The sequence below is a fragment of the Vibrio algicola genome, from assembly GCF_009601765.2.
Lineage (GTDB): Bacteria > Pseudomonadota > Gammaproteobacteria > Enterobacterales > Vibrionaceae > Vibrio > Vibrio algicola.
This window is the reverse complement of the sequence record NZ_CP045700.1, coordinates 744,882-765,706: the sequence shown is the minus strand read 5'-3', so window position 1 is coordinate 765,706 and position 20,825 is coordinate 744,882. Positions and strand designations below refer to the sequence as shown.

Genomic DNA, 20,825 nt, shown 5'->3' with positions numbered 1-20,825 from the left:
ATTGTTATGAAAAACAAACATGTTAAACCGATGATCTGCTCTATTGATGATGGATATAAAGGTAAGTTTTGGCACCGAGGTAAATTGATGCATATAAGAGAACATCTTATATCAGCACCAACAATGGATGAGGTTTGTTTTTTTGGGGCAATATCAGTTACCAGAAATCAATTAAGAAGAAAAAGCGGCGCTTGTTCCAGACTCTCTTATATAAGGCAAGAACAATATGAAGCACACCAAAAATCGACTGAGTAAGATAGACAAACTGCCAGATGACATAAAGTCACAGCTCAACATGTTGTTGCGTGATGGCCGCATGACCCAAGAAGAGATCCGTAATCAGATAAATGATTTGATTGCCGAGCAAGGTGTACTGGCGGAAGAACGTGGCGATGAAGAGTACATCAAGCGCAATGCATTAAGCCGTTATTCCAAGTCATTTCATAAAGGCATGGAGAACTACAAACGCGCCCAAGAGATGACGAAACAATGGGTGCAGCAGTTTGGTGAAATGCCACAAACGGATATTGCCCGCACGTTAATTGAAGTGGGTAAAAGCCAGATTTTTGATTTTCAAATGGCGGCGTTGGAAGAAGGCCAAACCATCGACCCGAAAACTTTGGGCCAAATGGCACTGGCAATTAAGCGTCTGCAAGAAGCGCAAACAGGCAGCATTAAGTTGGAGTCTGAAATTCGTCAGCAAGCGTTTGAAGAAGCTGCCGAGAAGACCGAAGCCGTCGCTAAGAAAGCAGGCCTTACTTCCGACACGGTGAAAATGCTCAAATCTGAAATCTTGGGGATTTAATTATGGCTGAAACCGTTACCTTGCCAATCGTGAACAAAGTGACTGAAGACATCCTTATCGAGTTTGATAAGGATGAGCTTTTACTTGGTTATCAGAAGCGTTGGATTGCTGATGACTCCGTACTCAAGATTGCTGAGAAATCACGCCGAACCGGTTTAACCTTTGCCGAAGCTGCCGACTCAGCCATTAGCGCAGGAACGGCCAAGGGCGAAGGCGGTAACAATGTGTTCTACGTTGGCTCAAATAAAGAGATGGCGCGAGAGTTCATTGATGCGGTCGCGCTGTGGGCCAAGATATTTGATAAAGCCGCAGGTGAAGTACAAGAAGATGTCTTGAACGATGAAGACAAAGACATCTTAACCTTTGTGATCTACTTTGAATCCGGCTTTAAAGTTCAGGCGTTATCGAGTAACCCCTCTAACCTACGTGGTATGCAAGGTACAGTTATCATCGATGAAGCTGCTTTCCATGAACGCCTAGCCGAAGTCTTAAAAGCCGCACTTGCTTTGACTATGTGGGGATCTAAAGTTCGACTTATCTCTACCCACAACGGTGTCGAAAACCTATTCAACCAACTCATTCAAGACAGCCGCGCTGGCAAAAAGCGTTATTCCATCCATACCATCACGCTGGATAATGCTTGTGCTGAAGGTTTATATCAGCGTATTTGTCAGGTCACTAAACAAGAATGGTCGCCTGAAAAAGAAGAACAATGGAAAGCCAACTTACTCAAAGACACCGCCACCGAAGAAGACGCACTGGAAGAATATTACTGTGTGCCGAAATCTGGCGGTGGTGCTTATATCGCGCGTTCGTTGCGAGAGCGAGCAGCAAAACTCGATGCGCCTGTGTTGCGATTTACTGGCTCCGATGCGTTTAACCAAGCAGGTGAAGGCGCACGCATGCGTGAAATGCAAGAATGGTTGGTTGAACATGCAGGGCCAGAGCTAAAGAAACTCCCGCAGAACTTGCGCCATGCACTCGGTGAAGACTTTGCACGTAGTGGTGACTTAACCGTGTTTGCTCCTGTCATTATCAATGATGACACCAAGCGTAAAGTACCGTTCTTGGTCGAGCTGAAAAACGTGCCATTCAAGCAGCAAGAGCAAGCGTTGTATTACATTTGTGATCGCCTGCCTCGTCGTGATGGCATCTTCCTCGATGCGCGTGGTAACGGCCAGTACCTAGCCGAGCAAGCGCACTACAAATATGGTGAAGAAGTGGTTGAAGTCATGCTGTCTACCGCTTATTACCGTGAAAACATGCCGAAGTTTAAAGCTGCTTTTGAAGACGATGAACTGGAGCTGCCAAAGCATGAAGATGTGATCACCGACCTTGGGCAAATTCAAATGATTCGCGGTGTGCCTGGCATTGATGATTCACGCACTAAAGGCAGCGATGGCAACAAGCGTCACGGCGATAGCGCGATTGCTATTTTCTTGGGCTTCCTTGCGTCTAAAGCCGATTTAACTCGCTATGAATTGCACACCATTTCCCCTAAAGGCGATGAGACTCACCGCCGATTCTTTGGCAGTGCTGAAGAAAACAACCGACACGATGACGCATTCGGTGAACGCACCGACCTGCGTGGTAAAGGAATTCGATTATGATTTTAGATGCAAATGGCAAACCGTTTAAAGTTGAGCAAGAAGTGCTGTCTGAAGACATTGCTCGTGCTTATACCACCAGTGTGCGAAACCCTCGCCCGAGCAGTGTCGCCAGTACCTTAACCCCGCAACGTCTAGGAACGTTAATGCGCGCAGTGGTCGATGGCACTGACCTTGAAGCCTTCATGACGCTAGCCGAAGAAATGGAAGAGCGCGACTTGCATTATGCCGCCCAGCTGCGCACCCGTAAGCTGGCAGTGGCGGCATTGCCTCCGACCGTGGAAGCGGCCAGTGAAGACGAAAGCGATGTAGAGCTAGCAGAAAAAGTCCGTGACTTACTCAATGACGATCAAGTTCCTGAATTATTCTTTGACCTTCTTGATGGCTTAGGAAAAGGCTTATCGGTCGTGCAAATCTTATGGAACACTAATGCGACACCATGGAAACCTAAAGACTACAAATGGGTTGATCCTCGTTATTTACGCGCCGACCAAGACACACTCGAAAGCATTTTACTCATTAGTAATGACTACCCAAGTGGCGCACCGTTAGAGCCGTATAAGTTTATTGTACACACGCCTCGATCTAAATCTGGCAGTGTATGGCGCAATGGATTGGCGCGCTTGGTAGCCGTGATGTACATGCTGAAATCGTTCACGGTTCGCGATTGGTGGGCTTTTGCGGAAGTGTTTGGCATTCCGGTGCGTGTGGGTAAGTACGGCCCGAACGCCAGCAAAGATGACATTACCACGCTAGTGAATGCGGTTAGCCGAATTGCCAGTGATGCAGGCGCGGTTATTCCTGAGTCGATGAAACTAGAGCTGATTGAGACGGCTAAAGGTAATGGTGGCAACACTCTATTTGAAAACATGGCACGCTGGTGTGATGAGCAAACCAGTAAGGCGGTACTCGGCCAAACCATGACCGCCGATGATGGCAGCTCGCAATCGCAAGCGAACGTGCACAACGAAGTGCGTATGGATATTGCGAAATGGGATGCACGCCAACTGGAAGCCTGCATCAATGAGTACCTAGTTAAGCCTTACATCATTTTGAATTGGGGCGTACAAACTCGCTACCCGAAAGTACGCATTAAAGTACCAGAGCCAGAAGACTTGAAGATGCTGGTTGATAGCATCACGCCATTGATTGATCGTGGCATGAAAGTCTCAGCCTCTAGCATGCGTGAAAAGTTTGGTTTAACAGAACCGGATGAAGAAGACGAACTGCTGCAAGCTGAAACACTCATTGCCATGAGCGCGACGCCACCGCCTGCGTTAAACCGTAGCCAGAAACATGCCGATGTTGAGTTAGGCCGCAATAAGCAACGTGTTTCGATTAACCGTGTGACGCAAACTTCTGACCAAATCATTGATGAACTCACCGACGATGCGATGGACGATTGGGAAGAAGTCGCGGAAGACTTCATGAACCCGATCATGCAACTGGCCGATAGCGTAGACAGCTATGATGCGTTCTTGGCTAAGCTGCCAGAACTGCAAGACCAATTAGGTGCAGAGAACTTTGTCGAACAAATGGCGAAGTACATGTTTGAAACACGCGCACTAGGAGACGTTCGTGATGCCTAGTGATTCAGACAAGTATGATTTCGTGCCGACGGATGTACTCAACTGGTTTAAGAAGAAAGCCATTGAACCTAGCTTTGATTACAAGGATGTGTGGAAGCAAGAGCACACCAATGCCTTTACCGTTGCCAAGATGCTCAATGCGGATTTGTTGGTGGATGTGAAAACCTTGGTGGAAGATGCCATTGAACAAGGCCAAACTTTTGCCCAGTTCCGCGACATCTTAAAGCCTCTGTTGGTTAAGTCTGGTTGGTGGGGCGTTCAAGAAATGGATGACCCGCTCACCAAAGAAACCAAAACCGTCCAGCTTGGTAGCGAAGGTCGAATCAAAACCATCTACCGTACTAACATGCGTACCGCACGCGCAGCTGGTCAGTGGGAACGCATCGAGCGCACTAAGCGAGCCATGCCGTACTTGTTGTATCAGCTTGGCCCTTCTGTGGAACACCGTGTGGATCACGTTAAGTGGAAAGACTTGTTGTTACCTGTGGACGATGAATGGTGGCAGCAACACATGCCGCCTAATGGTTGGGGCTGCAAGTGTTGGATTCGCCAGGTATCAAAATATGAATATGGCAAGCTGACTGAAAGCGACAAAGTTTCAACCACTGCGCCACAAGGCAAAACCAAGCAATGGGTAAATAAACGTACGGGTGAAGTGGAAACTCTACCAGAAGGCATTGAACCAGGATGGAACTACAACCCTGGTCAAGCTCGTGAACAAGCTATGAAAGCCGACTTAAATAAAAAAGAGGCTCGAATGCGTGAGACGTATTCTAAGCCGCTTTAGGTTGATATTGGCTACAAAGTTACTAATGAAAATGTTTAAACAAATCTGAGGCGATTTAAACGGGGTTTAAACATGGTTATAAGTGTTTGTTAGCGGTAGAATTTCGTTTTCACAAAATGAACGATTGAAGGCGGAGTTATGTTATCGAGTGTTTATGTCAAGGAAGTGCCAGAGCTAACACTTATTACATCCACGGATTGGATTGCTATTGGTAGCATGGTCGTCACCGTGATTATTGTTGTATTAGCTGCTTGGTTTCAAGTTCATCAAGCTAAAAAGTTAGCTGAGCAAACGAAACAGCAGATGGAAGCAGAGCAAGATTTAAAACGTAGGCAGTTTATTGCGCAGAGTAGACGAGAATGGATTGCTACATTACGTAATGAAGTATCTGGATTTTTATCAGCTTCAGGAGAATATCATACTTATATTATAGGTACCTACCATATGGCTTATCATTTGCCTCCTCAAAAAAGGGAAAACGGTATAATTTTAAATGCTGTAGTACTAAGCAATGAATTGATTAATACAAGGGTGCGTATTGAGCTACTTTTAAACCCTGAAGTAAATGATCAAGCAGTAAAAGTGAAAGTATCCATAAAGGATTTAAATCTTGATAATGAATTAATATATTCATTAAATAAAATAATAAAGCAACTTTCAGATATACGAGAATATATTGAAAAAGAGCCAGATATTGATTCTTTATCACAAGGAGTTGATGATATGAACAAGGACTATGTACAACTTCTTAATGAAACCAAGGCATATGCAAAAGTTATTTTAAAGACAGAGTGGGAACGTGTGAAAAAACTCGAAGGCTAATCCTAAATCATCCCAAACTAAAGCAACCAACGTTAATCCGCGTCGGTTGCTTTTTTTTTGCATGCTTACTTCACACAAGATGTTTCATACCAACCCGAACCCAAGGAGGTTGTTATGTGATCTTCAATTTTGGAGTGAGTAATGAACCAAGCATTAACTGCATTATGTTTTTCCTTACAGCCTACCTCGGTTGCAGAAAATGCAACGGAACAAGGCATTTGGCTACCGATGATCCCTGCTGGCACATTTGCAGGTGTCGATAGCCGTTCCTGGACAAACAACAACCCAGAGCAAGTCATTGCCCGCTTTACGCAAAAGCGCCCATTCGATATTGAACACTCAACCCATATCAAAGCCCCGAAAGGTGAACCTGCTCCGGCGTACGGTTGGATTACCAAAGCCGAAAACCGTAACGGTGAAATCTGGGGCTTTATCGAGTGGAATGATGATGGCGCACAACTGATTGATGAGAAGAAATACGCTTTCTACTCGCCTTCCTTTACGTACGACAAGAGCGGCCAAGTGCTGGCGCTTGTGAGTGCGGCTTTAACCAATGACCCCAACCTTGATGTTCCTGCATTAAACCAACGAATGGAGAACGCCAATATGCCGTTGCCAAAAATCGTTTTGGATGCGCTTGGCCTTGCCGAAGATGCAACACCAGAACAAGCCGAAGTGGCTATCAACTCTCTTAAACAAGAGAAAGATGTCGCCCTAAACCGTGCTCAGACCGTGGACTTAAACAAGTTCGTACCAAAAGAAACCTACGAAATTGCGCTAAACAGTGTATCGAAGGCAGAAGCCCAACTGGCTGCTATTCATGATAAAGAGCTTGAAGCACTTGTCGATGATGCCATTGAAGCTGGCAAAGTTGCCCCAGCTAATAAGGATATGTATTTGTCTTTGTGTCGTGCCGAAGGTGGCGTGGATCAGTTTAAGTCTTTTGTTGAAGCCGCCCCTGTAGTGGTGGATAGCAAAGAAAAGAAAAAGCCAGCAGTAGCAACAAACAGCAAGCTGGATGATGTTGAACTGGCGATGTGTCGCAAGATGGGCGTCTCTGAAGAAGAGTACCTAGCGGCTAAAGCTGAAACGAATAAAGGAGCGAAATAATGGCGACTGAAGCACAAGTACTTGAAGCTCTTCAAGTCAATATGTCTGCGGCGTTTACCCGCGGCTTACAAGCAGCAAACCCGCAATGGCAGATGGTAGCGACGAAAGTACCTAGCTCGGGTGCGGCAAACTTTTACGGTTGGCTAAAAGACTTACCTGGCATTAAAGAATGGGTTGGTGATCGTCAACTGGCTGACATGGGCCGTCACGGTTATTCGGTTGAAAACAAAACGTGGGAAAGCTCGATCTCTGTTTCTCGTGAAGATGTCGATGATGACCAAATCGGTCACTACTCGGTTATTGCGCAGAACTATGGTGATCAAGTTGCCATCTTCCCTGATGAATTGTCTTACGGCTTATTAGTCGCTGGTTTCACAACACTTTGTTATGACGGCCAGAACTACTTTGATACCGACCACCCAATTGAATCAGATCCAGCAACGACGTTCTCGAATGTGATTGGTGACCCAACCACAGACACTGGCGAACCGTGGTTCTTGATTGATGATACCAAGGTGCTGAAGCCTATCGTGTACCAAGAGCGTCGTCCGTTCGTGTTTAAGAACATGCAGCCAAATGAAGAATATACCTGGTTCAATAACAAATACGCCGCTGGTGTAGATGGCCGTTGTAACGTGGGCTTCTCATTCCCTCAGTTGGCGATTGGTTCTAAAGGCGTGTTGGATGAAGACACTTATGCCGCAGCCAAAGAGCTATTAGGCACCATGAAGAAAGCCGATGGCACACCAATTGGTACTCGCGCAACCAAGATTGTGGTTGGTCCGAAAAACGAATCGGCAGCGAAAAAACTATTGGCTCGCATGTTGGTAGAAGGTGGTGACTCCAACATCTACTACAACGATGTAGAGATTGTTGTGAGCCCTTACATCACGGCTTAGTTCTTAAAACGTAAACGCCTATCAGGTGCAAACTGATAACGGGCTGGCGGTATTCAGTTACCGCCACGTTTAAAGCCACTTTAACCTCGATTTAAAAGGAGTTCACCGTGAGTGGAACCGCTAAAAAAACAGGTACATCAACTGCGAAACAGACGGCAGCAGCGAAGGCTAAAGAAGCAGCTGCAAAAGCTGATGAGCAGACAGCGAATGCCAACAGCCCCGAGCAATCTACCACTGGAACTACTGAGCAACCAGTGGAACAAGCTCAGCCCGCTGATCAAGCGCAAGCCGAACAGGAAGCGTTGAAGGCAGATTCTGATATTCAACAAAAGGAACAAGACGATGTTTCGAAACAAGCAAAAGATGATGAGCCACTTCTCAGCACTGATGGTGATCCTATTGGTGTGCTTGGTGCCCTTAAAGTTCGCTCTGTCTCAGATGCTGGCTTTTGGCGCAGTGGCGTTAAATTTCACCGCTTACAAGAAACATTGGTGCTTGTGGTGGATGGAGAACCGCAAGGTCAGCCTGCGGCAGTGGATGTTAAAGACTTCCCACCTGAGTTTGTGGTGTTCATGTCTACTGAAAAGGCAAAGCGCGTCCACGATGAGCCTCGCTTAGTGGTGGAGACTGTCGAACTTAAAGATGTAATCGACATTCAAGACTAGCCATTAACAGACAAGAGCTAAGGAAAACCGATGGCAATCTACGCAACAAAACAAGACTTAATGGATCGCGATGAGCAAATGCTTTGGAATTTTGCCATTGATCGCAATACCAACGAGTTAAATGACACATGGATTAACCAAGCCCTAGAGCAAGCCGATGAAGAGATCGATTCTTTTCTGGCGCGTCGCTTTGAGCTTCCGTTACCGACTGTGCCAGGCATGTTGAATAAGATTGCCATTACCATTGCTTTCTACTGGCTGGCCGACCGTGACCAGCAAGCCACCAACTTGTTGGAAGAACGCTACAAGATGCAGCTGCAAACCCTGCGTGACATTGCTGACGGTAAGCGCGAGCTCGGTTTGCCAACCTTGGATGACAACAACCCAACCGAAGGCAGCGTGGGCAAAGTAGAACTGGTGCAAGAAGGCGAGCGCCTGTTTACCCGCAACAAACTTAGAGGCGTCTTGTAATGGGTATCTCGGTTCAAGTCACCGGAACGGAGGAACTGAGACGCTATGAAGAGCTGCTTCAGCGCTTGGCGGATCCATCTCATAAGTCTGAGTTACTTGAATCCCTCGGCAGTGTTGTTGAGAGCCAGACCCGCAGACGAATTGCTGATGAAAAAGAATCCCCTAGTGGTGTGTCTTGGCCTGATTGGTCAGCGGATTACGCCAAAACACGCCATGGAAATCAGTCCTTGTTACAAGCTGATGGCGGATTGCTCGATTCCATTCAGTACATCGTACAAAAGAACCAAGTACGAATCGGCTCGCCGCTTGCCTATGCCGCCGTACACCAAGATGGATTTTCGGGTGCAGTGCAAGTATCGGCCCACAATCGGCTAATTACTCAAGCCTTTGGCAAAGCACTTAAACACCCTGTGTGGCAATCGGTAAGTAGCTTTAGCCGCCAAATGGACATCCCACAGCGCGAGTTTTTAGGGCTAAGCAGTGAAAACCAAAACGAAATTTATCAAGTCCTTGGTGACTTCTGGCAGGAGCTAATGTCGTGATGGAGACAGTGAAATGAGTAGACCTGATGTATTTAACATCCAAGGTTCCACGGTGTGGGCTACGCAAGAAATTGTTAAGTACTTAAAGCCTGTGCTTGAAGGTTCAGAACGAGATATTGACAAAATTCAAACCGTAGAGCGTCACATTGGCCGTTTTGATAAACCGGAAGATGTAAAGCGCTGGCTAAGTAACCGTGATGGCAGCGTACGTATTACAGCTTTACGTGTCACTGAGTATGAGAACACCGCAGGCAGCTTATTTGGCAAGGTTAATTTTGTGGCCTATGTGTTCACCACTGACCAATACGGCTATGCCAAAGACCAGCGTTGTGAAGTGGTTGCAGGTCAATTAGTACAAGCCATTATGCAGCGTGGTGCACTACCTACGGCACGTAGCAATGTAGAGGCAGTTCGTAGTGATAACTTATACAGCGGCAGTATTGATCAATTAGGTGTCGCTATTTGGGCTGTCACCTGGTCGCAATGGTGGCCGATGGATGAACCACTCGATCCATCCTCATTAGACGATTTTATCACCTTTAGTTTTGAAGGCGATGTGGGTGACGGTAGCCCACCGATTGAAGGTGAAGTCACGCTTCCACAAGATGACTCTTAACCCCGAACACGTATTACAACCGAAAGGAAACCACCATGAAGATCTATGTGAAACCAAATAAAGCGAACGTCAAGGTGCGTAAACCTGACGGTAAGTACCTAGCCGAGCAAGGCGAAGAAGTCACAAAGTCTGCTTTTTGGGTGCGTCGCATTAACGATGGCGACGTTGTTGCTAGTGAGCCAACCCCAACCACAAAACCAAAGAAAGCCGCTGCTGTAGAAGCTGCTGCTAAGAAAGGAGAATAACCATGGCATTGGGTAACATTCCAAACGATATTTATACGCCGTTAGTGTTTATCGATATCGATAACTCAGAAGCACTTTCTGGTACGCCAGCCTTGGTGCAAAAGATTTTGGTGATTGGTCAGCAGTTACCAACGGCGCTATCTACTCCGTTAAAGATCACTCGCATCGGTACGAGTGAAAGTGAAGCTGATGCGCTGTATGGCAAAGGTTCGATGCTTTCTATCATGTTGCAGCGTCTACGCAAAGCCAACAGCTACACCGATGTGTATGCGCTGAACGTGGCGGACTTTGGTGGTACTGCTGCTAAAGGTGAAATTACCGTTACTGCCAGCACAGCTAAGGCTGGGGTGATTGGGTTGCTGATTGCTGGTACGTCGGTTCAAGTGACCGTTAAAGAAGGTGATGCTGCGAGTGCGATCACCACCGCCATTATCAATGCGGTCAATGAAAATACCTCATTACCTGTGACAGCGGCATTGAAAGATGCTGAAACCACCGTAGTTGAATTAACCTGTAAATGGACGGGCCAAACCAGTAACGACATTGATTTACGCCACAGCTATTACGATGGCGAAACGTTACCAACTGGTGTGACGATTGCGTTCACGGAGTTTTCTGGTGGTGCTGGCACTCCTGATATGAGTGAAGTGATCGCCGCTATTCCTGACGAATGGTACAACCATATTGCGATGCCATTTAATGACACCCAAAGCATGAACGCGCTGCGTGATGAATTGGTATCTCGCTATGGCCCACTCAAGATGATTGAAGGTATTGCTTATACCGCGTTCCGTGGCACGTTTGCGGAAACGGGCTCTTATGGCGATGACCGTAATGACTACTTGTTCACCTGTATGGGTACCAATAGCTCACCACATGCACCATGGGAATGGGCCGCATCTTACTGTGGTATCGCTGCATATCAATTGGGTATTGACCCTGCACGCCCACTGCAAACGTTAGTGTTGCCGGGCATTCTACCGCCAGCCAAAGAAAGTGTCTGGGACCAAACCGAGCGCAACTTACTGCTGCATGATGGTATTGCCACTTATACCCGTACCCCCGGTGGTGAATGTGCCATTGAGCGTGAAGTCACTATGTACAACGTCAACACTTATGGCGACCCAGACCCAAGTTACTTGGACATTACCACGCCAGCCACGTTGGGCTACTTGCGTTACTCGCTACGAGTGATGGTGACCAACCGTTACCCACGCCACAAATTAGCCGGTGATGACGTACTACCAAAACTTAACCCTGGTCAGCCAGTGGTGACGCCTAAGCTGATGCGCAATGCCATTTTGGAACTGGCCGATACCGATTGGGTGCCAAATGGTTTGGTGGAAGACTTCGATGGCTTCAAAGAAACGTTAAGCGTTTACCGTGATGACAGCGATGTGAACCGCTTGAACTGTGTGTTTAAACCAGACCTTGTGAATCAGTTGCGTGTATTTGCCGCATTGATGCAATACAAGCTGTAACCTCGATTAATAAAAAGGAGAACGCAAATGCGAATTCTTGGTGAAGTGGTTGTACGTAACAATGGCAACCAACTAAAAACGAAAAAAGGCTCAACACTGAATTCGGGTGGATATACCAATACTTCTCACATTGGCCCTGGTCGTGTTTGGGGTAAATCTCGGGAGTACACCGCACCGACTATTCAGGTAACGATCGCGGCTGCTGAAGATGTGGATGTGATGGACATTAACGCAATGGAAGCGGCCACCCTTACATGGGAAGGTGATAACGGCATCGATTACATGATGACAGGCTGTGCACCGCAAGCCCCATTCCAGCTATCAGACTCTGGTGAAATCACCGGCACATTTGAAGGCGAAAAAGTGGAGCGTGTGTAATGGCGATCATGACGTTTGAATTACCGCATGGCTACAAGGCGGGTGAAACTACCCACCTTGAAGTTGGATTGCGTGAGCTATCCAGTGGCGACTACATCGATGCGCAGCTAGCGGCTGAAAAAGTTGTGATGCAAAACGGTGTGGCTGTCGCCTATACCTCAGATGTGATGTATGGCTTAGAGCTGCTGATGCGCCAAGTTGAATTCATTGGCAGTGTACAAGGCCCACTTTCTATCAAGGAACTACGTAAGCTGCATGCTGATGATTTCAACTTGCTACAACAAAAAGCCAGTGAGTTAGATCAGCTTTTGATTAAGGAGTTAGAAGCTCGGGGGCGATCTTAAGGTACTGGCTGACATGGGCGAGTCTTTACAGCTCGCCATTGCTTCTAAAGTGCCACTCAGTACCACCACTTCAATGCCTCTACGCCGTTTGATTCGGACTTACCACAAAATACGAGAAATGACCCATGGCCAAACGTCTTGAAACTGACATTGTTCTTAACCTAGCGGGTAACTTAGCCAACAAAGCCAAGCAATATGGCAACTCCATGAGTCAGTTTGCGCAGAAAAACCAACGTGCCATGACGTTAGTTAAAACGACTACTGCGGCAGCTGGTCGTGGTATTGATCGTTTAGGCAATCGTTATGTCGGTATGGCAACCGCGTTCGCGACAGGTGCAACCGTTCGCAATGTCGCTGCTTTCGATAGCCAAATGACGCGCATTGGTACTAACGCTAAGTTAAGTGCTGATGAAGTTGATGGGTTAAAGCAATCGGTTCAAGATATCTCAAACAATAAAGACATTCGCGTCGATGCTGGACAATTGGCGTCTGGTGTCGATGTGCTTCTTGGCAAAACCGGTGATCTGAAATTCGTCACAGATAACCTAGAAAATATGGGCTTGTTTATGCAGGCATTCGGTGCAGATGCTCAATCAACAGGCGCATTATTTGCCCAGTTTAGAGAAAAAGGTATTACCGAGTCTGAAGCCGTGATGGATACCATCGACAAACTGTATGGTCAGTTTGCAATTGGTAGTGTCAGTGTCAAAGACCTTGCGGGTATTTCTGAGCAGCTCTTTGCCACTTACCAAGGCAAAGGCCCAGAAGCTATTCAACAAATGGGCGCGCTCGTTCAGTTGTTTGCGAAAGCTAAAGGCAATGCCAATGAATCGTTAACCTCAATTCAAGCTGTGTTCGCGACCTTTTCCGACAAGAAGAAGGTTGAATTTTTAGATCAGCAAGGCATTGAGGTGTTTAAGAAAGGCACCAAAGAGTTGCGAGAGCCTGCTGAGTTGCTACTAGAAATTTTAGACAAAGCAAAAAATGATCCGTTGAAATTGGGCGATGTATTCGACCAAACATCACTACAAGGTCTAGCGTCTCTTTATAGTTCAGACAACAAAGCGCTATTAAAAGAGATGGTTTCTGATACCACTGATGTAGGAGCAACCCAGAAAGCAGCAGCCACCAATGCGGCTACTTTTGATAGTGCGCTCACCTCCCTAAATAACTCTTTTGAAAAGTTCGCTAACATGCGACTCGCTGAGCCGATCCAAGATTTGGCGGATGCCATTAATAGTGTTGATGATGACACCATTCAAAACTGGCTAGATTGGGGCGAAGCTGCTGCGTGGGCATTAGGCGGTTTAGTCGTTGCGAAAAAAGGGTTAGATATTGCCGCATCGGTTAAAGGTGTATTCGGTAAAGGTGGCATACCTGGTTCGGGTGGCGTCGGTGGCAAAGGAGGTTTTGCAGACTTAGGTGCAACCCCTGTTTATGTCGTGAACATGCCAGCGGGTGGTATGAATAATTCTGGCACATTGGGCGGTGGGAGTAATAAAGGAACCAAAGGAAGCAAAGTGAAGTCTGCCGCAGGTAAAGCGCTTGCAGCTACGATTCTATATCCTATTGTCGAGTCAACAATGGATGCCTTAATTGGTGATACTGCATTTGGCAAATGGGCACAAAACACCACGTTAGGCTCTCTATTTTCAAGTGACGATAAAGAATCAAAGTCAGTCACTCAAGCCGTCAAAAACTACCAAACCAATGATGGCACAACGCCAGCCACCTTACCTTGGATGATGGCCCCACAACCGCTAGGTATTGGCGGCAATATCAAAGTCGATATTGGTGTCAGTGATGATCGCATTACTAAGAAAGTCACAGGTAGCTTCCCTGGCTTAACCGTTAACCCAGATTCAGGCATCAATTAACCCACCATAAAGGAGCTTTAAATGGCATTTGAAGAACGTTTAACGGCCTCTTTTCGTGGGGTTGAATTCTTACTTGAAGGTGCGGATGGTGAAAGTGGCCGCCGCGCCATTCCTCATGCTTACCCTAAAAAGGAAAGCGGCTGGGCGGAAGACAACGGCAAGGTGCTGCAATCAGAAAAAATCAATGGTCGCGTTCTTGGCGATGATTACGTCACCCAATTGCAAAATATTCTCGATGCGCTAAATCAGCTGGGACCAGGCGAATTCATTCACCCTTGGTTTGGCGTGCGACAAGTTCAAATTGGTAAGGTGAGCCATAAGCTACTTATCAATAAAGACCGAACCGCGAGCATTAGCTTTGAAGTGTTTGAGGTGGGTGAAAACCTTTTTCCTTCGGCTCAATCAGACACAGCCAGCGACCTACAAGATAAAGCCGAACAATCTCAAGATGCTGCTAACTCTGCCTTTGAGGGTTATTTTGATGTCGATAATGTGGAAGGCATTGGCGGCATGGTGGATCAGTTTTTAGATGATTTAGACGAGTTCACTCGAAACTTACCTTCACTACCAAGCGAGCTGCGTGAATGGACAAACCGCTTGATTCGCACAAAAGACTCGATTGGTAACTTGTTGGCTTACCCTGGCGACTTGGCGGTTGAAACAATGGGCTTATTAGAAGATGTGAAGTCTGTTGTTACTGACCCTATTCGCGCCCTTGATGTTTATACCCAAGTGCAAAACCGTTGGGATGGTATGCGCGCAGAATTGGCGGTAACAGGCGGTTTGAGTAGTGGTATTTCAAGCTCTGATGGTGTCGCCAGCTCTGTGCCATTTACGGCTAACTCAGAAAAGAAAGCGGCGATTACCCAAAACAGTGAAGTGTATAAACAGCTGATTTTAAACTCTGCGGCCATTTCTAAAGCGGCAGCGTTGGGGGCTTCAGATTTTAACCAGGATACTGAAGCGGATGACAATGTGATTGCCTCGTTAACAGGCGCTGAACGTACGGCCATTTTGACTGGCCCTCAATTGAAAGCCATGGGAAATGGTGTGGCAAGTGAACTGGCGGTGTTTTCAGAGCAAGCTGTCGAACGTGGTGATTCATCACTCTGGCGTTCTTTGCGTGCGTTGCGCCAGTCTGTGTTGTCTGACACTCGTGCTCGCGCAGAGCAGCTGCCCCAACTTTCTGTGTATACCCCGAATCAAACCATGCCTGTGTCTTACGTGGCTTGGAGCCAGACGGGAGATACAGAAAACCGCCAGTCGATTATTCGCCGCAATGGTCTTTCTCATCCTGCGTTTATTAAGCCTTCTCAATCGGTTGAGATTATCGGGGAGAATGGCAATGGATAAAATCACGCTGAAAGTAGATGGCAAGGTTTATGAAGGTTGGACTAAGGTTCAAGTCACTCGCGCACTCGATAATATGGCGGGTACATTTGAACTGTCTTTGACTTGGAAATGGATGGACAACCAATACCAAGCCGTGAGTGCACCTATTCAGCAAGGTGAAGCTTGCATGGTTGAAATTGGTGGTGAGCGTGTGATCACTGGTTACATTGATGACTGGATACCTAGCTATGACGATGAACAAGTGCAAATCTCGGTCAGTGGCCGCGATAAAACCGCAGACCTTGTTGACTGCTCTGTGGTGCATTCTAGCGGCCAGTTTAACAACCAGACGTTAACGCAAATTGCTAAAACGGTGTGCAAGCCATTTGGTATTGATGTGATCGTGAATACGGATGTGGGCGCAGCATTCCAACGTGTGCAACTCGAACAAGGTGAAACCGCCCATGAGCTGCTTGCACGTTTGGCAAAACAGCGTGGTGTTCTACTGACTTCTGATACGTTTGGTAACTTGGTGATCACTTGTACTAGCAAAGAAAAATCAGGCACCGCTTTGATTCTCGGTCAGAACATTCTTGCCGCACGTGGGCGTTTTTCTTGGCGTGATCGCTTTAGTCAGTTCACGGTGAAATCCACTGGCCCGAGTTTTGGTGAAAAGTGGGATGGTGCTGGATTGTCCTCTGTTGGAGGCATAAAAGCAGAAGTGACTGATAGTGAAATTACTCGTTATCGTCCGATGATTATTATCAATGAAGAAATTGCGACCGCCGATGGTGCAAGCAAGCGTGGTCAATGGGAACGCCAGCGCAGCATTGCACGCTCGAACAGTGCAGAGTACACGGTCACAGGCTGGCGTATTCCTGACACGGGTAAGTTGTGGAACTTTAACCAATTGATTTCAGTTCAAGATCCTATCTTCGGCATTGATAAAGAGCTGCTCATTAAAACGGTGATGTTTAGCGAAGATGACTCTGGTCGCTTGGCTGTGATTAGCGTCGTTCCACCGGATGCAATGGAGATACCAGCACAAATCGAGAAGAAAACAAAGGTGGCTGCAAAATGGTAACAGAGCGCTATATTCAAAAACTGCTTGCCCCGATTCGTCGCAAGATCATGGGCAGTATTGGCCGTGCGTTGGTGACAGGTGTTATCGAGGATTTACAACGTCAAAACATCCAGGTGCAAATACATGCGGATGAGTCTGCCGATAACATTGAGCGTTTTCAAAATTATGGCATGAGTTCAAACCCACCAAAGAATTCAGAAGCGGTCTTGGTTGCGCTGGGCGGTGACTTAGCCAACTTGGTTGCAGTGGCTGTGGAAGATAAAAATTGTCGCCCAACAGGTGAAAGTGGCGATGTTTTTTTATACCATCAAGACGGTCACAACATCCGCCTCACCAAAGACGGCAAGCTAATCATCACAGCAACTGAGGTGATTTATAACGCTGCCGATTCTTTCACTATCATCTCACCAGAAACATTAATTCAAGGCCCCTTGCATGTGACGGGTGGTATCTCGACAGACTTAGGCATATTTGCCTCTGGCGGTATTACGTCAGCCAGTGTGGTTAGCGGTAGCGACTTAACGGCTGGCGGTTTTTCATATCTTGGTCACTATCACAAAGCAGGAAGCACGAACACGACACCGCCTATTGGCTAAAGGTTTTTATGATGAACATCGCACAAGGTATGGTTCAGTTATCCAACGTTATCATTGAAGGTGATGTGGACAGCACGATATCAAACCTTGTGCTGATTTCTTTGTTTACCGATGCTCGTGCTAATTCCTCTGACATTATTCCGGATGGCACAACAGACTTACGTGGTTGGCCGGGTGATACTTTTTCAGATAAACCTTGGGGTTCTAAGCTCTGGCTACTCTACCGTGAAAAACTGACCACTGATGTGCGTAACCGTGCGGTGAAATATGCCGAAGATGCACTGGCGTGGATGCTGGTCGATGATGGCAATGGCTGCATGGCTCGCAAAGTCTCTGTGACGGGTTCTATTCCTCGCTTTCAAACCCTTGCGTTAACCATTGTGATTTCAAAGCCTGACGGCAAGGAAATAACCTTAACTGTGTCTCGTGCTTGGTCTGCTACTCAGGAGTTTATCTATGCCGTTTAACGTTCCTACTCTTCGCCAACTGATTGAGACTGGCAAGCTTGATATTGAGGCATCACTTGATCAGGTGTTGCCTAAGTTTGGTATTGAGCTTGCACTGAATAGTGCCGTCAGTGGTTCGTTGCGTGATGTGTACGATTACCAGTCTTGGATTGTTCGCCAAATTATTCCTACTTCTGAATCTGAAGACCAAACCATTATTGATACCGCACGAACTGAAGGCGTGATCCAGAAGCTTGCCACGGCAGCAACTGGGCCTGTCACGTTAATTGGTGATGTGCCTGTGCCACTGGATACGCAATTAATCCACAGCGATGGCCGCTTATATACAGTGGTGCTTTCTAATGCGCCTATTGATGGTGAAGTGCTGGTAACAGTTGAGGCCAACGAGCCAGGCGCAGACGGTAATATAGATGACGGTGAAGCCTTAACTTTAGTTTCTACTGTGCCAGGCATTCAACCAAACGGCACAACGGGCGAAATTTCTGGCGGTGCAGATTTAGAGCCTGTAAACGAGGTGCTTGAGCGTTTGTTATTCCGTAAGCGCAACCCTCCAATGGGCGGCGCTGTGCATGACTATGTTGGCTGGTGCCGTGAAGTGGCTGGCGTGACTCGCGCTTGGGCGTATGACCGCTACCAAGGAGGCTCAACTGTTGGTTATGCGTTTGTGTTTGATGGCCGTGAAGACATCATTCCGAATAGCTCTGACATTGCCACTATGGATGCTTATATTTATCGACATTCTGACCCTGCAACGGGTGCAGATGTTGGGCGTCCTGCGGGCGTAGAACCTATCAATATCAATCTTCAATTGTTAACAACTGACTTGGGGATTGGCTTAACACCTGACTCTTCCGAGCTTCGTAAATCGGTTCAGACCAGTTTGGATTCTTACTTCAAAACGCTATCACCTGGTCAAACCCTGCTACTTAGCGCCGTTCGTACGGCTATAGGTGGTACTGAAGGTGTGACGGATTATACGCTTGATCTCAATGCTGATGTGCCAGCTGCCGCAAACCAGTTACATGATTTAGGGTGATCACATGGGCCATAGCGTAGCCGAGTGGACAAGCTCGCTTGTTCTGCAAATGCCTCGTGGTTTGATTTGGAACTACGAGCCAAACAGCACGCTATATAAGTATGTTGCAGGCTATGCACCACGCCTTGAAGCAGCAGAAACGAATGCTGACTTACTGCTTGATGAAATGCGCCCTGAAACGTGCTTTCAAACACTACCCGAATGGGAAACCTATTTAGGCTTACCCGAGTGTAATGTGAGTAACCAAGGCTTTGAATCACGCCGTGCGGCTGTTGTTGAGAAGTACCACCGTAAAGGCGGTTTACAGGCATGGAACATTGAAAAGCTCGCCGCAGATTTGGGCTTTGATATCGAGGTACAAGAAATCTTCCCTCACCACTGCTTACGTGGTTGTACATATCCACTTTATGAAGAGCGTTATCGTCACGTTCTTCGCATTAATGTTTATGGCATCACCCAAGCGTATGCCACCTGTTTAGATAACTGTTTAACCCCGTTGGTATTACAAACCGCTGCGATTCTTGAGTGTACGTTAAACACCATCAAGCTAGGCGGAAAATACTATGAATACGTTTATTACTATGATGAGGAGAGCGTTTAATGCATCCGTTAAATAACAGCTCACAAGTCACGGAAGCGCCAGCCACCAAACCTCGAATTGGTACGCCTGGTTACTTCTCTGAATCCAACGACAGCGGCGCACCAAGTTACCCAGGTGCAGACTGGTTTAACGCCAATATTAAAGAGTTCATGAATGCGCTCAGTGCGTCTGGTGTTGAGTTTGATCCTGATAGGTTTGATCATTTGGCGCTTGCGATTGCGCAGGTGGTAAAGCTGCAATGTTAGATGTGCTAACAGGCTTCCGCTTTCACGAATCTATCCACGGCTTCGACCGCACACAAATAGCCCTAAAAGCTGACGGCACCGAAGTGCTACGCGCAGACTTTCCAAAACTTTGGGTAATCGCAGAATCAACAGCCGTAGACCAAGCCCTAATTGATGCCAATCCAACCCCTTACGCAGCAAACTATGGAACAGGTGACGGTGCAACGACATTTACTATGCCAAACTACGGCTTAATGCCTTGGGAAGCAGCAGCGGGTATGTATGGTGCGGCAGGAACCACGGTTGAAGACCAGATTCAGAATATAACTGGCTCTGCAAGTATAGCTAGTGGTGGATCTAACTTTGGGTTTGTTGCATCGACATCTGGAATCATTTTTGGGGTTGATCAAACAACAGCACCATCACTTACTGAATCTAGTTCTGGTAATACTAGATATAGATCATTTTCAATTGACGCTTCTCGTATCGCCCGAACGGGTGACTACACCCGCCCAAACACTAACTTTTCTGATGTCTGGATTATTCACGGAGAACATGCAGCATGAAACTAGCACAATATCATTTTGAAACCGGTGAATATCTACGCACGGTTGATGCTGTAAAAAACATCAAATCGAAAGAGTTCATGATCCCACCGTATCACACACCAGACTTTCCTGTTGCCGAGCTTGAAGAAAATGAATACCACGCATTTTTAGACAACAATGGCAACGTACCTCGTGATTACAATGACGGTACTTGGCAAGCAAAAGAACGTTTCGTCAAAGTCACAGCATACAACAAGCAAACAAAGCAGCCGAAAGAGTTTGAAGATAAAACCCTATTTGATGACGAATACACCTTACTTGAACCAAAGCCATTTCAAAAATGGGAAGGTGAACAATGGGTGCAAGATGATGAAGCCGTTGCAGAGTATAACGCCAGTAACGGCAAAGTGATTCGTGACACTGCAATCAGCTCAGACTTGAACGCGTTAAGTGCTCAATGGGATGTTGTATCTGATGCAGCAGACATTCGGCGTGTGATCAACGATGCAGAAACCATTAACGCCCAAGAAACTGACACTACTCAATTCCGACTTGCGGATAATACTTGGCGCGATACTTCACTAGCAGAATTGCGTGAAGTCTTGCGTGTATTCATTGCTCGCAAGCGTGATATTTGGGATCAGTTCGCGCAATGGGATGCAACCGACAAACTCGAACCGTTTAGTCCTGAGTATTAGA

At 46.9% G+C, this 20,825-nt stretch carries 27 protein-coding genes; all 27 read left to right on the top strand.

All coding sequences use genetic code 11. The annotated features are described in order from the left end of the window. The first annotated feature begins 6 nt into the window (after window positions 1-6). The 27 genes from GFB47_RS15295 (at window position 7) to GFB47_RS15170 (ending at window position 20,824) form a co-directional block, all read left to right on the top strand. Window positions 7-255, top strand: a complete 249-nt coding sequence (locus GFB47_RS15295) for a hypothetical protein (protein WP_153448467.1) — start codon at window positions 7-9, stop codon at window positions 253-255. Further along, window positions 227-805 carry a DUF3486 family protein gene (locus GFB47_RS15290; protein ID WP_153448468.1) on the top strand — a complete coding sequence of 193 codons (579 nt, stop codon included), beginning with the start codon at window positions 227-229 and terminating at the stop codon, window positions 803-805. The genes GFB47_RS15295 and GFB47_RS15290 overlap by 29 nt, the downstream gene beginning before the upstream one ends. 2 nt (window positions 806-807) lie before the next feature. Continuing rightward, window positions 808-2,415, top strand: coding sequence for a terminase large subunit domain-containing protein (locus GFB47_RS15285; protein WP_178306510.1), 1,608 nt, complete (start codon window positions 808-810; stop codon window positions 2,413-2,415). Further along, window positions 2,412-4,001 (top strand): DUF935 domain-containing protein, encoded by a 1,590-nt coding sequence (locus tag GFB47_RS15280; protein WP_153448469.1) that lies wholly within the window; start codon window positions 2,412-2,414, stop codon window positions 3,999-4,001. The genes GFB47_RS15285 and GFB47_RS15280 overlap by 4 nt, the downstream gene beginning before the upstream one ends. Beyond that, complete coding sequence (locus GFB47_RS15275) at window positions 3,994-4,788, top strand: phage head morphogenesis protein (RefSeq protein ID WP_153448470.1); 795 nt, start codon at window positions 3,994-3,996, stop codon at window positions 4,786-4,788. The genes GFB47_RS15280 and GFB47_RS15275 overlap by 8 nt, the downstream gene beginning before the upstream one ends. A 138-nt stretch (window positions 4,789-4,926) precedes the next feature. Continuing rightward, a complete protein-coding gene (locus GFB47_RS15270; RefSeq protein ID WP_153448471.1) occupies window positions 4,927-5,610 on the top strand; it encodes a hypothetical protein in 684 nt (227 codons plus the stop codon). A 141-nt stretch (window positions 5,611-5,751) separates the two neighbouring features. Beyond that, window positions 5,752-6,720 (top strand): phage protease, encoded by a 969-nt coding sequence (locus GFB47_RS15265; RefSeq protein WP_153448472.1) that lies wholly within the window; start codon window positions 5,752-5,754, stop codon window positions 6,718-6,720. Then, a complete protein-coding gene (locus tag GFB47_RS15260) occupies window positions 6,720-7,619 on the top strand; it encodes a Mu-like prophage major head subunit gpT family protein (RefSeq protein WP_153448473.1) in 900 nt (299 codons plus the stop codon). The genes GFB47_RS15265 and GFB47_RS15260 overlap by 1 nt, the downstream gene beginning before the upstream one ends. Window positions 7,620-7,726: 107 nt before the next feature. Further along, the gene (locus GFB47_RS15255) at window positions 7,727-8,284 is read left to right on the top strand and encodes a hypothetical protein (RefSeq protein WP_153448474.1); all 558 of its coding nucleotides are present in this window, start codon (window positions 7,727-7,729) and stop codon (window positions 8,282-8,284) included. 30 nt (window positions 8,285-8,314) lie between these two features. Further along, entirely contained in the window at window positions 8,315-8,755 is a 441-nt protein-coding gene (locus tag GFB47_RS15250; RefSeq protein ID WP_153448475.1) for a gp436 family protein, read from the top strand. After that, window positions 8,755-9,297 (top strand): phage virion morphogenesis protein, encoded by a 543-nt coding sequence (locus GFB47_RS15245; RefSeq protein WP_153448476.1) that lies wholly within the window; start codon window positions 8,755-8,757, stop codon window positions 9,295-9,297. Before GFB47_RS15250 ends, GFB47_RS15245 begins: the two co-directional genes overlap by 1 nt. A 13-nt stretch (window positions 9,298-9,310) precedes the next feature. Next, window positions 9,311-9,913, top strand: a complete 603-nt coding sequence (locus GFB47_RS15240) for a hypothetical protein (RefSeq protein WP_153448477.1) — start codon at window positions 9,311-9,313, stop codon at window positions 9,911-9,913. A gap of 35 nt (window positions 9,914-9,948) precedes the next feature. Continuing rightward, on the top strand, window positions 9,949-10,158 hold the full coding sequence (locus GFB47_RS15235; RefSeq protein WP_153448478.1) for a DUF2635 domain-containing protein: 210 nt from the start codon (window positions 9,949-9,951) through the stop codon (window positions 10,156-10,158). A gap of 2 nt (window positions 10,159-10,160) precedes the next feature. Next, the gene (locus GFB47_RS15230; RefSeq protein ID WP_153448479.1) at window positions 10,161-11,639 is read left to right on the top strand and encodes a phage tail sheath subtilisin-like domain-containing protein; all 1,479 of its coding nucleotides are present in this window, start codon (window positions 10,161-10,163) and stop codon (window positions 11,637-11,639) included. A gap of 27 nt (window positions 11,640-11,666) precedes the next feature. Beyond that, complete coding sequence (locus tag GFB47_RS15225) at window positions 11,667-12,017, top strand: phage tail tube protein (RefSeq protein ID WP_153448480.1); 351 nt, start codon at window positions 11,667-11,669, stop codon at window positions 12,015-12,017. Then, window positions 12,017-12,361, top strand: a complete 345-nt coding sequence (locus tag GFB47_RS15220) for a phage tail assembly protein (protein WP_153448481.1) — start codon at window positions 12,017-12,019, stop codon at window positions 12,359-12,361. The genes GFB47_RS15225 and GFB47_RS15220 overlap by 1 nt, the downstream gene beginning before the upstream one ends. A 13-nt stretch (window positions 12,362-12,374) precedes the next feature. Beyond that, complete coding sequence (locus GFB47_RS16720) at window positions 12,375-12,503, top strand: hypothetical protein (RefSeq protein ID WP_267904254.1); 129 nt, start codon at window positions 12,375-12,377, stop codon at window positions 12,501-12,503. Next, on the top strand, window positions 12,487-14,238 hold the full coding sequence (locus GFB47_RS15215) for a phage tail tape measure protein (protein ID WP_153448482.1): 1,752 nt from the start codon (window positions 12,487-12,489) through the stop codon (window positions 14,236-14,238). The genes GFB47_RS16720 and GFB47_RS15215 overlap by 17 nt, the downstream gene beginning before the upstream one ends. A gap of 21 nt (window positions 14,239-14,259) precedes the next feature. After that, on the top strand, window positions 14,260-15,591 hold the full coding sequence (locus GFB47_RS15210) for a DNA circularization protein (RefSeq protein ID WP_153448483.1): 1,332 nt from the start codon (window positions 14,260-14,262) through the stop codon (window positions 15,589-15,591). Then, on the top strand, window positions 15,584-16,654 hold the full coding sequence (locus GFB47_RS15205) for a phage baseplate assembly protein (RefSeq protein WP_153448484.1): 1,071 nt from the start codon (window positions 15,584-15,586) through the stop codon (window positions 16,652-16,654). Before GFB47_RS15210 ends, GFB47_RS15205 begins: the two co-directional genes overlap by 8 nt. Then, window positions 16,648-17,250 carry a phage baseplate assembly protein V gene (locus GFB47_RS15200; protein ID WP_153448485.1) on the top strand — a complete coding sequence of 201 codons (603 nt, stop codon included), beginning with the start codon at window positions 16,648-16,650 and terminating at the stop codon, window positions 17,248-17,250. Before GFB47_RS15205 ends, GFB47_RS15200 begins: the two co-directional genes overlap by 7 nt. A gap of 8 nt (window positions 17,251-17,258) precedes the next feature. Further along, the gene (locus GFB47_RS15195; protein ID WP_153448486.1) at window positions 17,259-17,717 is read left to right on the top strand and encodes a phage GP46 family protein; all 459 of its coding nucleotides are present in this window, start codon (window positions 17,259-17,261) and stop codon (window positions 17,715-17,717) included. Further along, window positions 17,707-18,753 (top strand): baseplate J/gp47 family protein, encoded by a 1,047-nt coding sequence (locus GFB47_RS15190; RefSeq protein ID WP_178306532.1) that lies wholly within the window; start codon window positions 17,707-17,709, stop codon window positions 18,751-18,753. Before GFB47_RS15195 ends, GFB47_RS15190 begins: the two co-directional genes overlap by 11 nt. Before the next feature lie 4 nt (window positions 18,754-18,757). Next, window positions 18,758-19,354, top strand: a complete 597-nt coding sequence (locus tag GFB47_RS15185; protein ID WP_153448488.1) for a YmfQ family protein — start codon at window positions 18,758-18,760, stop codon at window positions 19,352-19,354. Next, window positions 19,354-19,599 (top strand): hypothetical protein, encoded by a 246-nt coding sequence (locus GFB47_RS15180; protein WP_153448856.1) that lies wholly within the window; start codon window positions 19,354-19,356, stop codon window positions 19,597-19,599. The genes GFB47_RS15185 and GFB47_RS15180 overlap by 1 nt, the downstream gene beginning before the upstream one ends. Next, the gene (locus tag GFB47_RS15175; RefSeq protein ID WP_153448855.1) at window positions 19,593-20,144 is read left to right on the top strand and encodes a hypothetical protein; all 552 of its coding nucleotides are present in this window, start codon (window positions 19,593-19,595) and stop codon (window positions 20,142-20,144) included. Before GFB47_RS15180 ends, GFB47_RS15175 begins: the two co-directional genes overlap by 7 nt. Beyond that, window positions 20,141-20,824: a hypothetical protein gene (locus tag GFB47_RS15170; protein WP_153448490.1), complete on the top strand. Its 684-nt coding sequence runs from the start codon at window positions 20,141-20,143 to the stop codon at window positions 20,822-20,824. The genes GFB47_RS15175 and GFB47_RS15170 overlap by 4 nt, the downstream gene beginning before the upstream one ends. Window position 20,825: the final 1 nt, after the last annotated feature.

Coding starts and splice junctions, on each gene's coding strand:
- GFB47_RS15295 (WP_153448467.1), top strand. CDS start 7: ATGAAAAACAAACATGTTAAACCGATGATCTGCTCTATTGATGATGGA.
- GFB47_RS15290 (WP_153448468.1), top strand. CDS start 227: ATGAAGCACACCAAAAATCGACTGAGTAAGATAGACAAACTGCCAGAT.
- GFB47_RS15285 (WP_178306510.1), top strand. CDS start 808: ATGGCTGAAACCGTTACCTTGCCAATCGTGAACAAAGTGACTGAAGAC.
- GFB47_RS15280 (WP_153448469.1), top strand. CDS start 2,412: ATGATTTTAGATGCAAATGGCAAACCGTTTAAAGTTGAGCAAGAAGTG.
- GFB47_RS15275 (WP_153448470.1), top strand. CDS start 3,994: ATGCCTAGTGATTCAGACAAGTATGATTTCGTGCCGACGGATGTACTC.
- GFB47_RS15270 (WP_153448471.1), top strand. CDS start 4,927: ATGTTATCGAGTGTTTATGTCAAGGAAGTGCCAGAGCTAACACTTATT.
- GFB47_RS15265 (WP_153448472.1), top strand. CDS start 5,752: ATGAACCAAGCATTAACTGCATTATGTTTTTCCTTACAGCCTACCTCG.
- GFB47_RS15260 (WP_153448473.1), top strand. CDS start 6,720: ATGGCGACTGAAGCACAAGTACTTGAAGCTCTTCAAGTCAATATGTCT.
- GFB47_RS15250 (WP_153448475.1), top strand. CDS start 8,315: ATGGCAATCTACGCAACAAAACAAGACTTAATGGATCGCGATGAGCAA.
- GFB47_RS15245 (WP_153448476.1), top strand. CDS start 8,755: ATGGGTATCTCGGTTCAAGTCACCGGAACGGAGGAACTGAGACGCTAT.
- GFB47_RS15240 (WP_153448477.1), top strand. CDS start 9,311: ATGAGTAGACCTGATGTATTTAACATCCAAGGTTCCACGGTGTGGGCT.
- GFB47_RS15235 (WP_153448478.1), top strand. CDS start 9,949: ATGAAGATCTATGTGAAACCAAATAAAGCGAACGTCAAGGTGCGTAAA.
- GFB47_RS15230 (WP_153448479.1), top strand. CDS start 10,161: ATGGCATTGGGTAACATTCCAAACGATATTTATACGCCGTTAGTGTTT.
- GFB47_RS15225 (WP_153448480.1), top strand. CDS start 11,667: ATGCGAATTCTTGGTGAAGTGGTTGTACGTAACAATGGCAACCAACTA.
- GFB47_RS15220 (WP_153448481.1), top strand. CDS start 12,017: ATGGCGATCATGACGTTTGAATTACCGCATGGCTACAAGGCGGGTGAA.
- GFB47_RS16720 (WP_267904254.1), top strand. CDS start 12,375: ATGGGCGAGTCTTTACAGCTCGCCATTGCTTCTAAAGTGCCACTCAGT.
- GFB47_RS15215 (WP_153448482.1), top strand. CDS start 12,487: ATGGCCAAACGTCTTGAAACTGACATTGTTCTTAACCTAGCGGGTAAC.
- GFB47_RS15210 (WP_153448483.1), top strand. CDS start 14,260: ATGGCATTTGAAGAACGTTTAACGGCCTCTTTTCGTGGGGTTGAATTC.
- GFB47_RS15205 (WP_153448484.1), top strand. CDS start 15,584: ATGGATAAAATCACGCTGAAAGTAGATGGCAAGGTTTATGAAGGTTGG.
- GFB47_RS15200 (WP_153448485.1), top strand. CDS start 16,648: ATGGTAACAGAGCGCTATATTCAAAAACTGCTTGCCCCGATTCGTCGC.
- GFB47_RS15195 (WP_153448486.1), top strand. CDS start 17,259: ATGATGAACATCGCACAAGGTATGGTTCAGTTATCCAACGTTATCATT.
- GFB47_RS15190 (WP_178306532.1), top strand. CDS start 17,707: ATGCCGTTTAACGTTCCTACTCTTCGCCAACTGATTGAGACTGGCAAG.
- GFB47_RS15185 (WP_153448488.1), top strand. CDS start 18,758: ATGGGCCATAGCGTAGCCGAGTGGACAAGCTCGCTTGTTCTGCAAATG.
- GFB47_RS15180 (WP_153448856.1), top strand. CDS start 19,354: ATGCATCCGTTAAATAACAGCTCACAAGTCACGGAAGCGCCAGCCACC.
- GFB47_RS15175 (WP_153448855.1), top strand. CDS start 19,593: ATGTTAGATGTGCTAACAGGCTTCCGCTTTCACGAATCTATCCACGGC.
- GFB47_RS15170 (WP_153448490.1), top strand. CDS start 20,141: ATGAAACTAGCACAATATCATTTTGAAACCGGTGAATATCTACGCACG.